The organism is Rhodococcoides corynebacterioides, assembly GCF_019834675.1.
In the GTDB taxonomy this organism is placed as follows: domain Bacteria; phylum Actinomycetota; class Actinomycetes; order Mycobacteriales; family Mycobacteriaceae; genus Rhodococcoides; species Rhodococcoides corynebacterioides_A.
In genome coordinates this window covers 213966-228330 of record NZ_JABUBU010000002.1, presented here as the reverse complement: position 1 = coordinate 228330, position 14365 = coordinate 213966, and the positions used below count along the sequence as shown (strand labels likewise).

Sequence of the window (14365 nt, the reverse complement as noted above, 5' to 3'; positions counted from 1 at the left end):
CCACCATCGCAGAACGCGCACGACCGGCGAGCGATCGTGCGCGTTCCGCGTGGGGTGTCCGGCGAACGGGTCGGCTGAATCAGCCGATCATGTTGCGCAGCACGTACTGCAGGATGCCGCCGTTGCGGTAGTACTCCGCCTCACCGGGGGTGTCGATGCGGACCACGGCGTCGAACTCGATCTTCTCGCCGTTCTCCTTGGTCGCGGTGACGTGCATCGTCTTCGGCGTGCGGCCCTCGTTCAGCTCCGTGATGCCGGAGATGTCGAAGGTCTCGGTGCCGTCGAGCTTCAGCGACGACGCCGACTCGCCTTCGGGGAACTGCAGCGGCACGACGCCCATTCCGATGAGGTTGGAGCGGTGGATGCGCTCGAACGACTCGGTGATGACCGCCTTCACGCCCAGCAGGCGCGTGCCCTTGGCCGCCCAGTCGCGCGACGAGCCGGAGCCGTACTCCTTGCCGCCCAGCACGACCAGCGGGATGCCGGCCTCCTGGTAGTTCTGCGACGCGTCGTAGATGAAGGCCTGCGGGCCACCGTCCTGCGTGAAGTCGCGGGTGTAGCCGCCCGAGACGTCGTCGAGGAGCTGGTTGCGCAGACGGATGTTCGCGAACGTGCCGCGGATCATCACCTCGTGGTTGCCACGTCGCGAACCGAAGGAGTTGTAGTCCTTGCGCTCCACGCCGTGCTCGTCGAGGTACTGCGCCGCCGGCGTTCCCGGCTTGATGGAACCGGCCGGCGAGATGTGGTCGGTCGTGACCGAGTCACCCAGCAGCGCCAGCACGCGAGCACCGGTGATGTCGGAGACGGGCTCCGGATCCTTCGGCATGCCGTCGAAGTACGGAGGCTTCCGCACGTAGGTCGACTCGCTGTCCCACTCGAACGTCTTGCCGTCCGGGGTGGGCAGTCCGCGCCAGCGTTCGTCGCCCTTGAAGACGTCGGCGTAGCCCTTGGTGTACATCTCCTTCGAGATCGACGAGTCGATCGTGTCCTGGATCTCCTTGGGGGAGGGCCAGATGTCCTTCAGGAAGACGTCGTTGCCCTCGGAGTCCTGACCGAGCGCGTCGTGCTCGAAGTCGAAGTCCATGGTGCCGGCCAGTGCGTACGCGATCACCAGCGGCGGCGAGGCCAGGTAGTTCATCTTCACGTCGGGGGAGATGCGTCCCTCGAAGTTGCGGTTGCCCGAGAGCACCGCGGTGACCGTGAGGTCGTTGTCCTGGATGGCCTCGGAGATCTTCGGGTCCAGCGGGCCCGAGTTGCCGATGCAGGTGGCGCAGCCGTAACCCACGAGGTAGAAGCCGAGCTTCTCGAGGAACGGCCACAGGCCGGCCTTGTCGTAGTAGTCGGTGACCACCTGCGAGCCCGGCGCCATCGAGGTCTTGACCCACGGCTTGCTGGTCAGACCCTTGTCGACGGCGTTCTTGGCCAGCAGGGCCGCGCCGAGCATGACCGACGGGTTCGACGTGTTGGTGCAGGACGTGATCGACGCGATCGCGACGGCACCGTGGTCGAGGACGAACGAGCCCTGCTCGTCGGACTGGACCCGCACCGGGTTGGTGGGGCGTCCCTCGGCGTTGGTCGCGGCGGAGTGCAGCGGCTCGGCGTCGTCGTCCGCGAACGTCAGCGTCGCGGGATCGGACCCCGGGAACGTGCTGTCGAGCGCGTCGTCGAGCTTCGACGGGGTCGCGTCGACGTCCTCGCCACCCACGTAGTTGTGGATGTCCTTGCGGAACGCGGTCTTGCTGTCCGAGAGCAGGATTCGGTCCTGCGGGCGCTTCGGGCCGGCGATGGAGGGGACCACGTCGCCGAGGTCGAGCTCGAGGTACTCGGAGTACGCCGGCTCCTTCTCGGGGTCGTGCCACATGCCCTGCTCCTTGGCGTACGCCTCGACCAGAGCCAGCTGCTCCTCGGAGCGGCCGGTCAGGCGCAGGTAGGACACCGTCTCGTCGTCGATCGGGAAGATCGCGGCGGTCGAGCCGAACTCGGGGCTCATGTTGCCCAGCGTCGCGCGGTTGGCCAGCGGGACCTCGGCGACACCCTTGCCGTAGAACTCGACGAACTTTCCGACGACGCCGTGCTGACGCAGCATGTCGGTGACCGTGAGGACGACGTCGGTGGCGGTCACGCCCGGCTTGATCTCACCGGTGAGCTTGAAGCCGACGACGCGGGGGATGAGCATGGAGACCGGCTGGCCGAGCATGGCCGCCTCGGCCTCGATGCCGCCGACGCCCCAGCCGAGCACGCCGAGGCCGTTGACCATGGTGGTGTGCGAGTCGGTGCCGACGCAGGTGTCGGGGTAGGCCTGACCGTTGCGGACCATGACGGTGCGCGCGAGGTGCTCGATGTTGACCTGGTGCACGATGCCGGTGCCGGGCGGGACGACCTTGAAGTCGTCGAACGCGCCCTGGCCCCAGCGCAGGAACTGGTAGCGCTCGCCGTTGCGCTGGTACTCGATGTCGACGTTGCGCTCGAAGGCGTCCGCGCGGCCGAAGACGTCGATGATGACGGAGTGGTCGATGACCATCTCGGCGGGAGCGAGGGGGTTGACCTTCTCCGGGTCACCGCCGAGGGCGGTGACGGCCTCGCGCATGGTGGCGAGGTCGACGATGCAGGGCACGCCGGTGAAGTCCTGCATGATCACGCGGGCCGGCGTGAACTGGATCTCGATGGACGGATCGGCGGACGCGTCCCAGTTCGCGATCGCGTCGATGTGATCCTTGGTGATGTTGGCGCCGTCCTCGGTACGCAACAGGTTCTCGGCGAGAACCTTCAGTGCGTAGGGCAGCTTCTCGGTGCCGGGGACGGCGTTCAGACGGAAGATCTCGTAGGAGTTCTCTCCGACCTCCAGCGTTCCCTTCGCGCCGAACGAATCGATACTTGCGCTCACGTCAGCTCCAGTCGTCTTCTCTTCGCTACCGCCGACGGGGCTGTGTCGACGGTCTACGAGAGGAAGCGGGTCACCCTCGATCGGGTCGGATCGGGCTGGATCCGGCGCCGCTGCTCTCTCGGTTCGATCCTAACAGTACGCTTGTCCTGTAAAAAAGGCGCGGACCGACACGGATCGGCGCGCCGGGGACCGGCGTACAGCGCTCATCGTTCTCCACCGGACACACGGGTGCAACGGGCGGGGTCGGAGAGCCGACCGTGCCGTAGGGTTCGGCGCGATGTCGCTCTCACACGCCGTTCCGGTTCACGCCGCGCCCGCGGCGGCGGAGATCCCGCCGTTCGTGGACGTTCCGTCGACCCTGGCCGACGTCACCGCCGACGGCGTCGCGGCCCCGTCGGAGCTGGTGCCCGGCCTCGAGGCCGTGGTCGCCCGCGCGCGCGACGAGGGTGTCGACCTGCACATCGTCGTCCTGGACCAGCCGGCACGACTCGACTCGCACCTGCGTGACCTGGCCACCGAGGTGGGTGCCGCGGACGGTGGCACCGTGCTGGTGCTCGGGCCCGGCCAGGTGGGGTCCTTCAGCGACAGCATCGACCGCGTGACCCTCGAGGCGGGCCAGGACAGCGCCTACACCGCGGATCCGGTGGTGTCGGCCGACCAGTTCCTCGACGTCGTGACCGCACCGGGGCCGTCGTGGACGGGACTGACGCTGGCCCTGGTCGCCGTGGTCGCGCTCGTGCTGGGTGGCACCTGGTGGGCGAACGTGCGTCGCGGACGGGACGCTGCCGAGTTGGTCTCGACGCCGCCACCGACACCGGAATCGGGAGATGTCACGACGCGGAAGCCGGTCCGGCCCTCGGAGTAGGGACATCTCCCGCATCAATTTGTTCTGTCCATTTCCGGACAACCCCCTGATCAGCGCATATGCCGTTCTGGAACGACATCTGTGTCATTTGTGACTGGAGTTCCCTCAGCGGTCAGAGTGTCGTACGGTTCTCATGGCACTGCTTGGGGAAGAAGTGTCGCAGAGTGATGTTCGTGGTTGCCGAGTCGTGCGTGTCGGGCGCGAAGGCCGGTTCTCGTGTACTTGCCGCTGCGTCGTGCCTTCCCTCGGTGCGGTCTCACCGGCCGCAGGGGGTGCCACGGACTCGGTGGGGACACGAGGGAGACACAGGTGAGTCGAACCGGCTTGATGGGTCGGCGGACGGCCGCGGGCGGAACCCGGCGTCGGTCGATCGGTGTCGCGGCGCTGCTGCTGACACTCGCGGTGGCGACGTCCGCCGCCCCGCCGCTCGCGTCGGCCGTCCCGCCGCCGCCCCCCAACCCGTCGGACGCCGACATCGCCGGAGCGCAGGCCCGCGTCGGCGACGGTGTCGCGCGAGTGAGCGAACTCATCGACCGGGTCGCGGCTGCCAACCAGCAGCTCGCCGCCCTCGACGACGCCGTCGCGGTCAAGCGCGAGGACGTCAACAAGGCGCTCGTCGATCTGCAGAACGCCCGGTCCGCCGCGGACGCTGCGGCGGCCGCGGTCGCCCTCGCCCAGCGTGCGCTCCAGGACGCGGGCCAGGTCATCTCCGACGCGCAGCGCAAGTTCGACAGCGCGGCCGTCGGCGACTACATCCGCGGGACGGGTTCCGCCGGCGCCTCGTCGCTCCTGAACGCGAACGGACCACAGGAAGTTCTCGACCGCGCCCAGCTGCTTCGGATGCTGTCCGCCAAGCAGAACGCGGTGCTCGACGGGCTGCAGCGCGCTCGGACCGAGCAGGCCAACCGTGACTCGGCCGCCCGCGCCAGCAAGCTCGAGGCCGACCGGGCATCCGCCGCCGCCGACGCCAAGAAGAACGAGGCCGAGCAGGCGATCGCCGCCGCCGTGGCGGCCCAGCAGGACCAGGAGGCCCGCAAGGCCGCGGTCGAGGCGAACCGCGACGCCGCGGCCGCCGAGCTCGACCAGGCCCGCGCCGGCGCGGCCGGACTCGAGGGGCAGCGGGACGAGTACACCAGGTGGGACGCCCAGCGGCAGGCCGAGGAGGCCGCGGCCGCCGAAGCCGCTCGCCAGGCCGAACAAGCCGCCGCAGCCGCTGCGGCACGCGTGGCTGCCGATCAGGCGTCCGCCGACCGCGCCGCCGCTGCTGCCGCCGCGACCCCCGACCACACCGACCTGGTCGGCGCCACCCGTCCGGGGACGTCGTCGGGTGCCGGGACGTCGTCGGGTACCGGGACGTCGTCGGGTACCGGGACGTCGTCGGGTACCGGGACGTCGTCGGGTACGGGAACCGCCACGCCGAGCAAACCGACCACCCCGAGCAAGCCGAGCGTCGGCAAGCCCGCCGTGACCGGCAGCGCGGCGATCGAGTCGGTGATCGACCGCGGAATGTCGGTGCTCGGAACGCCGTACTCCTGGGGTGGGGGCAACGAGAACGGGCCCACGAAGGGCATTCGCGACGGCGGTGTCGCCGACAGTTACGGCGACTACAACAAGGTGGGCTTCGACTGCTCGGGCCTGATGATGTACGCGTTCGGTGGGCTCGGCATCTCTCTTCCGCACTACACCGGGTACCAGTACACGGCGGGCAAGCAGGTGCCGTCGTCCCAGATGAAGCGTGGCGACATGCTGTTCTGGGGTCCGGGTGCGTCGCAGCACGTGGCCCTGTACCTCGGCGACGGCACGATGCTCGAGGCGCCGCAGTCCGGTGACGTGGTGAAGGTGTCCCCGGTGCGGTGGAGCGGCATGACGCCGTACGCCGTGCGCATGATCGACTGATCGACCCCCTGCCCGTCAGAACGGGGGTGGTTCGTGGTCCGCCGCCTCGGCCGGGGTTGCGGGGAGTCCGAGGTTGCGGAGGCGGTTGCGGTTCCGCTCTTGTCGGCGGCGGGCGTGTTTCTGCTCGGTGCGGGGCGCGGGTCGGCGACGTTCGGTGAGACCGGGTGGTCGCGGCGGCGGTGGGTCGCCGAAGACGATGCAGTCGAGGCCGGGGTGGGTGTCGTGCCCGGTGAACGCCGGACCCAGCACCGTCCGTCCTTCGGGGATGGTGATGGTGCGGATCAGTCGGCTCGGGTCGGTGGGGTAGGGGTACTGGTCGTCGACGAAGTCCCCGAACGTTTTCAGTAGGTGGTGGAAGCGGCATTTGGCGCCGAGTCCGGTCGCGTCGGTGCGCCCACCCTGGTCGGGGTGGGTGTGGTCGTATTCGGTGATGTGGTCGAGGTCGGCGTCCCAGGCGGGTCTGTTGCAGCCGGGCCAGGTGCAGAACTGATCTCTCGCCCGCACGTAGGCATCGAGTGCCGCGGAGGGGCGGTACGGGTTCGACGGTTGCGTCGCCGGGAGTGGGGTGTCGGTGCCGTCCCCGAGTGGTCGGATGACGGTGCGGGGGTCGGTGGCGAGGCCCCGGACGTGGGCGCCGGAGATGATGCCGATGCCGGAGAGGAAGCCGACGCCGTCGACGGTGTCGAGACCGACGGGCTCCTCGCATCCGTGCGGGTCCTCCGCAACAGAATCCGACGCAACGGTATCCGGCGCGGACGGCTCCGGAATTACCGACTCGGCCGAGCCCGAACCTGCGTCGGCGTCGGGCAGAGGAGACGCAGAGGTGGGCTCGGTGTTCGGTCGCGGCAGGTGCTGTGGCGACCTGCAGACCCTCTCGTTCTCGGGTGCGGGGACGGGGCCGGTGAGGGTGGTGGTGTCGGTGACCAGGTGAATCACGATCCGCGGCGCGGTCGCTGCGAACGTGCCGACGTCGACGCTCTTGTAGCGGCAGTCGGTGATCGGGCGGTCGCAGTCGCACCCGAACTCGGTTCGGGTGACCAACGCGTAGTGCGCATCGGAGGCCCGCGCGGCCGTGGAGCGGGTGTCCTTCGGGCACACCTGCGACGCCAGGCGCTGCACCGCGGCGGCGGCGAGGGCGGTGTCTTCGGCGGACCGGGTGTCCGTCGTCGTGGCCATCCCGTCCCGCCCGGTCTCGACGGAGAAGTTGCGTTTCCGCTGCAGCCTGGCGCGGTGTTCGCGGACGGCGTCGGGGTTGCGGCGGTGCACCATTGTGTCGACCATCGTCTCCACCCGCTTCGTGGACCAGGTTCCGGGTTTGCGGAGGGCGGCGGCGATGTCGGCGTCGACGAGGGCGGCGTAGCACTGCCCCTCGATCAACTCCGTCCGGGAGACGATGGTGCGGATGTGGTGCGGGGTGACCACCCCGTCCCGCAAACATTGCGCCACCGTCGGGAGTCGATCCCGCAGCGCGACGGCATCGGTGAGCAGAGTGGACGCAGCCCACTGGGTGATCGACAGGGTGGTGGCGATCGAGGCGGCGCAGCGAGTGAACGCATCGAACTCCCGGCGGTCCTCGTCCTCGAACGGCACCACCGACTCCGTGTGCATCACCGCGGCGAGCTGGTACTTCAACCACTCCAAATAGGACACCCCGGCCGTCGCGTGCACCAATGCGTCCAACGCTTCGGCAGCAGGTAGGTCGGTCGTGGCAGGCAAGCCGAGCGCGGCGTGGTCCAGCGCAGCCCACGGCGTCACCGCGGACCGTGTCCCCACCTGCACTGCAGCCATGTTGTCGACCCCCCAGTCGCTCGTATGTTCGAGTGTACCGCCACCCACCGACACGGTCCATGACATGCACGCACGAACCGTCGGCGATCACGACCAGACCCCCGCGAACCACCGCTCGTCACTGCTCCCGGTCGGCAGTCGGTGGCACCTGCCATAGTGGACGAGGTCAGTAGTGCACACAGGGCATCCGGCGCGCGCGGAGCCTCGGGCAGAAAGCGGTGGTGTCGAAGGTGACCTCACGAGAGACGAACACGACCGACATGGCGCGGGACGTGCAGACGCTCGAGAAGGCCGTCTACGAGGTCAAGCGGGTCATCGTGGGTCAGGACCGGCTGGTCGAGCGCATTCTCGTCGGTCTGCTCGCTCGCGGCCACGTGTTGCTCGAAGGTGTTCCGGGCGTGGCCAAGACGCTGGCGGTGGAAACTTTCGCGACGGTGGTCGGCGGTACCTTCTCGCGCGTGCAGTTCACACCGGACCTGGTTCCCACCGACCTGATCGGCACGCGGATCTACCGGCAGGGCAAGGAGGAGTTCGACACCGAGCTGGGCCCGGTGGTCGCGAACTTCGTGCTGGCCGACGAGATCAACCGTGCCCCTGCCAAGGTGCAGTCGGCGCTGCTCGAGGTGATGGCCGAGCGGCACGTGTCCATCGGCGGGCGTACGTACCCCATGCCGGATCCGTTCCTGGTGATGGCCACGCAGAACCCCATCGAGAACGAGGGCGTGTACCCGCTGCCCGAGGCGCAACGCGACCGGTTCCTGTTCAAGATCGTCGTGGACTACCCGTCGGTCGAGGAAGAGCGCGAGATCGTCTACCGCATGGGGGTCGCGCCGCCCACCCCGCAGCAGGTCCTCGACCCGAATGAACTGGTTCGGCTGCAGAAGGTCGCGGCCTCGGTGTTCGTCCACCACGCTCTGGTCGACTACGTCGTCCGGGTCATCGCGGCGACCCGCAATCCGCGCGACGTCGGTCTGGACGACGTGGCGTCCTGGATCGCATACGGCGCCTCGCCGCGCGCGACGTTGGGCATCATCGCGGCCTCCCGAGCCCTGGCCCTGGTGCGCGGACGGGACTACGTGGTGCCGCAGGACGTCCTCGACGTCATTCCCGACGTGCTGCGCCACCGACTCGTGCTGTCCTACGACGCCCTGGCCGACGAGGTCTCCGCGGAGCAGGTCATCACCCGTGTTCTCCAGACGGTGGGGCTGCCGCAGGTCGGCGTCCAGGCCGTGCCCCAGCAGTCCCGGCCGCCCCAGCAGGGCCCCGCACCCCAGCAGGGCCCCGCACCCCAGCACGGCCCCGCACCCCAGCAAGGCCCGGCACCCCAGCAAGGCCCGGCACCCCAGCAGGCTCCCGCGGCCGACTCGTCGCGGTGACGGAGAGTCGGCACGGTCGGCCGCCGTCGTTCGCGTCGGGGTCGCTCGAGGATCCCCGGTTGACGTCGGCGCTGCGCACGCTCGAGCTGACGGTTCGCCGTCGGCTCGACGGTGTGCTGCACGGTGATCATCTGGGCCTGATCCCCGGGCCGGGGTCCGAGCCGGGCGACGCCCGCGAGTACCAGCCGGGAGACGACGTCCGGCAGATGGACTGGTCCGTCACGGCCCGCACCACGCAGCCGCACGTGCGGCAGTCGGTGGCCGATCGCGAGCTCGAGACGTGGCTGGCGATCGACCTCTCGGCCAGCCTCGACTTCGGCACCGCGGGCTGCGAGAAGCGCGACCTCGTGGTCGCCGCCTCGGCGGCGATCGCGCACCTGACCAGCGGGGGAGGCAACCGCCTGGGCGCGGTGATCTCCACCGGCGACCGTGTCGTCCGGGTCCCGGCGCGAGGTGGCCGCGCCCACGTGCAGTCGTTGCTGAAGACCGTGGCCACCACACCGCACGCGGCCGACGGCACCCGCGGCGATCTGGCCGGGGTGGTGGACTCGCTCCGCCGACCCGAGCGTCGCCGAGGTCTGGCCGTCGTGGTCAGCGACTTCCTCGGGTCGACCGAGTGGGAACGTCCGCTGCGCGCGATCGCAGCGCGTCACGACGTGCTCGCGGTGGAGGTGCTCGACCCGCGCGACCTCGAGCTACCGGACGTCGGCGACGTCGTGCTGCACGATCCGGAGACGGGCCGGACCCGAGAGTTCTCGGTCACCCCGCAACTGCGGGCCGATTTCGCTCGCGCCGCCGACGATCACCGGCGTCGGGTCGAGAAGATCCTGCGCGGGTGCAACGCGCCGCGGCTGACGCTCCGGACGGACGGTGACTGGATCGCCGACGTCGTGCGGTTCGTCTCCCGTCGTCGGTACGGCGCCGCGGTGGGAGCGAGCACGCGATGAGCCTGTCCGGATTCTCCGCGCCTTGGTGGCTGCTGTTCCTGCTGGTGGTCGTCGGCCTCGTCGTGGCCTACGTGTGGGCGCAGCGCCGCCGCGTCCGCAACACGCTGCGCTTCACCAACATGGAACTGCTCGAGCGGGTCGCCCCGGCCAGGCCGGGTCGGCTGCGGCACCTCCCCACGGCGCTCGTCCTCGTCGGGTTGCTCTTCCTCGGCGTCGCCCTCGCCGGTCCGACGTCCGATCAGCGGGTACCGCGAAACCGCGCCACCGTGATGCTCGTGGTCGACGTGTCGCTGTCGATGGAGGCCACCGACGTCGAGCCGACTCGACTGGCCGCCGCGCAGGAGGCGGGCAAGCAGTTCGCCGACGGTCTCACCCCCGGCATCAACCTCGGACTGGTCGCGTTCGCCGGCACGGCGTCGGTCCTCGTGTCGCCGACCGTGGACCGCGACGCGACCAAGTCGGCCATCGACCGTTTGCAACTGGCCGAGCGCACGGCCACCGGTGAGGCGATTTTCACCGCCATGCAGTCCATCGACACCCTGGGTGCGGTGCTCGGCGGATCCGACGCGGCACCGCCGGCGCGCATCGTGTTGCTGTCCGACGGCAAGCAGACGGTGCCCGACGATCCCGACGATCCGCGGGGTGGCTACACCGCCGCCCGTGAGGCCGAGACCAAGGGCATCCCGATCTCGACGATCTCCTTCGGCACCAGTTACGGCACCGTCGACATCACCGACGAGCAGGGGGACACGCAGCGCGTGGCGGTGCCGGTCGACGATCCGTCGCTGGAGGAGATCGCGAATCTCTCCGGCGGCAGCTTCTTCACCGCATCGAGCCTCGAGGAGTTGACCGAGGTCTACGACACGCTCGAGGAGCAGATCGGGTTCGAGACCACGCGGGGCGACGCGAGTCGGCCTTGGCTCATCGCCGGAGTCCTGTTCGTCACGGCAGGATTCGTCACAGCATTGTCGCTGCGCCAGCGGGTGCCCTGACGCACGTCGGTAGAGTACCGGCGGGCCGCCCCGGCCCCCGATCCTCGCGCCCAGCGGCCGGTCGGTCCCCGAGAGAGAGTCGAGAGTTCATGACGTCCGCACCCGAGTCCTTCGTCGCCCGGTCCGTTCTGGTCACGGGAGGCAACCGGGGAATCGGTCTCGCCGTGGCGCGTCGACTCGCGGCGGACGGGCACAAGGTCGCCGTGACCCACCGCAGCTCGGGTGCCCCGGACGGCCTGTTCGGTGTGCAGTGCGACGTCACCGACTCCGGGTCGGTCGACGCCGCGTTCACCGAGGTCGAGAAGCACCAGGGCCCGGTCGAGGTGCTGGTGGCCAACGCCGGCATCACCGACGACACGCTGCTCATGCGCATGAGCGAGGAGCAGTTCACCTCCGTCATCGACGCCAACCTCACCGGCGCGTTCCGCGTGGCCAAGCGCGCCAGCCGCTCGATGCTGCGCGCCCGCTTCGGCCGCTTCGTCTTCCTCGGCTCGGTCGTCGGCATGGCCGGTGGTCCCGGACAGATCAACTACGCGTCGTCGAAGGCCGGCGTGATCGGGATGGCGCGGTCGCTGACCCGCGAACTCGGGTCCCGGTCGATCACCGCCAACGTCGTCGCCCCCGGGTTCATCGACACCGACATGACCGCCGCGATGGACCAGAAGTACCGGGACATGGCGCTGCAGGCCATTCCGTTGCAGCGCGCCGGTACTCCCGAGGACGTGGCCGCCGTGGTCAGCTTCCTGGCCTCCGAGGATTCCGCCTACGTTTCCGGCGCGGTCATCCCGGTCGACGGCGGCATCGGCATGGGCCACTGACCTCCCCTTCTTCTCTCGTCGACGAAAGGCTCGAAATCCCCATGGGCGGATTGCTCGAAGGCAAGACCATTCTCATCACCGGCATCATCACGGACGCGTCCATCGCGTTCCACGCCGCCAAGATGGCGCAGGAGCAGGGCGCGACGGTGATCATCACCGGGTTCGACCGCCTGCGCCTGATCGACCGCATCGCGCAGCGGCTGCCGCAGCCGGTCCCGCCGGCCATCGAACTGGACGCGACCAACGAGGATCACCTCGCGGCCCTGGCCGACAAGGTGCGCGAGGTCGCCCCGAACGGTCTCGACGGCGTTCTGCACTCCATCGCGTTCGCCCCGCGCACGCTCATGGGACCGGACGCCAAGCCGTTCCTCGAGGGCCCCGGTCCGGACGCGGCCGCGGCGTTCCAGATCTCGGCGTGGAGCTACGCGTCGGTCGCTCGCGCCGTGCTGCCGGTCATGAACGAGGGCGGCTCCATCGTCGGCATGGACTTCGATCCGCGCACGGCCATGCCGTACTACAACTGGATGGGCGTGGCCAAGGCCGCGCTGGAGTCGGTCAACCGGTACGTCGCCCGTGAGGTGGGAGCCGCCAAGAAGGTCCGCTCCAACCTCGTGGCGGCGGGCCCGATCAAGACCCTCGCGGCCAAGGCCATCGCCGGTACCGCCACCGGCGACGCGGCGAAGATGAACCAGCTCAACGAGTACTGGGACGGCGCGGCCCCCATCGGCTGGGACGTCGACGATCCGACCGCGGTGGCCAAGTCCATCTGCGCACTCCTGTCGGACTGGCTCCCGGCCACCACCGGATCCATCGTCTACGTCGACGGCGGCGCGAGCCACAACACCTGGCTGCCCGAGAATCTCTGATCCGCCGGGCCGGGCCGGGTAGCTCCGCCCGGCCGGGCAGAATGGAGCCATGAACTACGACGCGCTGTTGTTGCTGTCCTTCGGCGGCCCGGAAGGCCCGGACGACGTGCGCCCGTTCCTCGAGAACGTCACGCGTGGTCGGGGCATCCCGCCGGAGCGGCTCGACGCGGTGGCCGAGCATTACCTGCACTTCGGGGGAGTCTCGCCGATCAACCGGTTGAACCGCGAGATCATCGCCGCGGTCGAGGCGGAGTTCGCGCTCACCGGCGTCGATCTGCCGGTGTACTTCGGCAACCGGAACTGGCATCCGATGGTGGAGGACACCGTCGCGAGCATGCGTGACGACGGCATCCGGAACGCGCTCGTGTTCCCGACGTCCGCGTGGGGTGGGTACTCCGGCTGCCGCCAGTATCACGAGGACATCGCGCGGGCCCGTGCCGCGGTGGGCGACGGTGCGCCGCAGCTGACGAAGCTGCGCCAGTACTACGACCATCCGTTGCTGGTGGAGTCCTTCGCCGACGCGATCACCGCTGCGCTGCACCGACTTCCGGCGGACCAGCGTGCGGGTGCCCGCGTGGTGTTCACCGCCCACTCGGTGCCGGTCTCGGCGGACGCGGCCGCGGGACCGCCGTCGGCGGGCGGGAATCTCTACAGTCGGCAGGTCGCCGAGGCGGCGCGCCTGTGCGCGGCCGCCGCCGGCGTCGCCCGACACGATCTGGTGTGGCAGTCCCGGTCGGGGCCGCCGCAGATCCCGTGGCTCGAGCCCGACATCTGCGACCACCTCGAGACGCTGGCGTCCGAGGGTGTCGGCGCAGTGGTCATCTGTCCCGTCGGCTTCGTCTCGGATCACCTCGAGGTGGTGTGGGACCTGGACACCGAGGCGGTCGAGAAGGCCGACGAACTCGGCATCACCCTGGAACGCGCCGGAACGCCGGGCGACGACCCGCGTTTCGCCACCCTGGTGCGCACCCTGGTGCAGGAGCGCACGTCCGGGCTGGCCCCGGCGCGGCTGGGGTCCGAGCCCGCCTTCGGAACCACCGTCGACGGATCGCCCTGCAACCCGGGGTGCTGCGAGCCGCCGGTGCGGCGGCGACCCGCCTGACCGTCACGGATGCAGGAAGCGGTCCACCGCGTCGGTGACGGCGACGCGGCGGGCCGTGCGGACCGCGGTGCGCAGTGAACGCACGGTGGTCTCCCGCGCCTCGGCGCCGGTGCTGGTGGGCGCCTCCGACGGCGCGGCGACGTCCGCGGCGTCGAGAATGGCGTCCACTCGGTCCGCGGTGTCCAGGACACGCGTGATGCGTTCGGAGAGACGGGGATACGGGTGCGACTGCGCCGCTGCGAGTCGCTGCTCGATGATCACGCGGGGATCACCCGCCCGCCGGGTGACCACCGCCGGTGCGGAGCCGAGAACGTCCGCCGCGTCCCGCACCACCTCGCGCATCGAGTACTCGACCTCGCCCAGCGCGGTGTCCCGGCGCGGGTGCGGCAGCACGATGCGAAAGACCGTCCAGCGCAGGACGTCCGGCCCCTCGACCGTGGGCACCAGGCCGACACCGGCGGCGCCGGGCACGCCCACCATCACACCCTCGCCGGCGGCCAGCGCGGCGGCGGCGAACGTGCTGCCGACCGGCAGCCCGGCAACGTCGCCCGCGACCGGCAGGACCAACTCCACGGTGGCCGAGGCCTCGTCGGCGGGGGCCGCGGTACGGAGAACCGACAGCAACGTGGCCGATCCGACGTCCTGCGGCGTCGGCCACGGCAGGTCCAGATCCTCCGCCACGGCCGGGTCGGCGGCGACCACCAACGTCAGCGGCGCCCACCGACCGAGCGCGTCGAGCACGTCGTCGGGTGCCGCGGCGCCGCCGAGCCAGGCGCCGGACCAGATCGCGAGTGTTGCGGAGGCTGAGGACACGGGAGAGAAGTCTAGGTG

At 70.1% G+C, this 14365-nt stretch carries 11 protein-coding genes; 8 read left to right on the top strand and 3 right to left on the bottom strand.

What is annotated here, in order from left to right; genetic code table 11:
- Nucleotides 1–79: 79 nt before the first annotated feature.
- Nucleotides 80–2884, bottom strand: coding sequence for an aconitate hydratase (locus HQ603_RS05375; RefSeq protein ID WP_222683521.1), 2805 nt, complete (start codon nt 2882–2884; stop codon nt 80–82).
- 277 nt (nt 2885–3161) lie between these two features.
- Here HQ603_RS05375 and HQ603_RS05370 point away from each other — a divergent pair, with 277 nt between their 5' ends.
- Both HQ603_RS05370 and HQ603_RS05365 read left to right on the top strand, forming a co-directional pair.
- Nucleotides 3162–3749, top strand: a complete 588-nt coding sequence (locus HQ603_RS05370; protein ID WP_222683520.1) for an Rv1476 family membrane protein — start codon at nt 3162–3164, stop codon at nt 3747–3749.
- A gap of 327 nt (nt 3750–4076) precedes the next feature.
- Nucleotides 4077–5645, top strand: a complete 1569-nt coding sequence (locus HQ603_RS05365) for an NlpC/P60 family protein (RefSeq protein WP_222683720.1) — start codon at nt 4077–4079, stop codon at nt 5643–5645.
- 15 nt (nt 5646–5660) lie between these two features.
- On the opposite strand, the gene HQ603_RS05360 is transcribed toward HQ603_RS05365, so the two are convergent.
- Nucleotides 5661–7433 carry an HNH endonuclease signature motif containing protein gene (locus tag HQ603_RS05360; protein WP_222683519.1) on the bottom strand — a complete coding sequence of 591 codons (1773 nt, stop codon included), beginning with the start codon at nt 7431–7433 and terminating at the stop codon, nt 5661–5663.
- Nucleotides 7434–7693: 260 nt separating this feature from the next.
- Here HQ603_RS05360 and HQ603_RS05355 point away from each other — a divergent pair, with 260 nt between their 5' ends.
- The 6 genes from HQ603_RS05355 (at nt 7694) to HQ603_RS05330 (ending at nt 13534) form a co-directional block, all read left to right on the top strand.
- The gene (locus HQ603_RS05355) at nt 7694–8809 is read left to right on the top strand and encodes a chaperone MoxR1 (RefSeq protein WP_222683719.1); all 1116 of its coding nucleotides are present in this window, start codon (nt 7694–7696) and stop codon (nt 8807–8809) included.
- Nucleotides 8806–9756 carry a DUF58 domain-containing protein gene (locus HQ603_RS05350; RefSeq protein ID WP_222683518.1) on the top strand — a complete coding sequence of 317 codons (951 nt, stop codon included), beginning with the start codon at nt 8806–8808 and terminating at the stop codon, nt 9754–9756. Before HQ603_RS05355 ends, HQ603_RS05350 begins: the two co-directional genes overlap by 4 nt.
- On the top strand, nt 9753–10748 hold the full coding sequence (locus HQ603_RS05345) for a VWA domain-containing protein (protein ID WP_222683517.1): 996 nt from the start codon (nt 9753–9755) through the stop codon (nt 10746–10748). Before HQ603_RS05350 ends, HQ603_RS05345 begins: the two co-directional genes overlap by 4 nt.
- Nucleotides 10749–10837: 89 nt before the next feature.
- Nucleotides 10838–11566, top strand: a complete 729-nt coding sequence (gene fabG1, locus HQ603_RS05340) for a 3-oxoacyl-ACP reductase FabG1 (RefSeq protein WP_222683516.1) — start codon at nt 10838–10840, stop codon at nt 11564–11566.
- A gap of 41 nt (nt 11567–11607) precedes the next feature.
- Nucleotides 11608–12432, top strand: a complete 825-nt coding sequence (inhA, locus tag HQ603_RS05335; RefSeq protein ID WP_222683515.1) for an NADH-dependent enoyl-ACP reductase InhA — start codon at nt 11608–11610, stop codon at nt 12430–12432.
- Nucleotides 12433–12481: 49 nt separating this feature from the next.
- Nucleotides 12482–13534, top strand: a complete 1053-nt coding sequence (locus tag HQ603_RS05330; RefSeq protein WP_222683514.1) for a ferrochelatase — start codon at nt 12482–12484, stop codon at nt 13532–13534.
- A gap of 3 nt (nt 13535–13537) precedes the next feature.
- On the opposite strand, the gene HQ603_RS05325 is transcribed toward HQ603_RS05330, so the two are convergent.
- Complete coding sequence (locus HQ603_RS05325) at nt 13538–14347, bottom strand: hypothetical protein (protein WP_222683513.1); 810 nt, start codon at nt 14345–14347, stop codon at nt 13538–13540.
- Between the last annotated feature and the right edge of the window lie 18 nt (nt 14348–14365).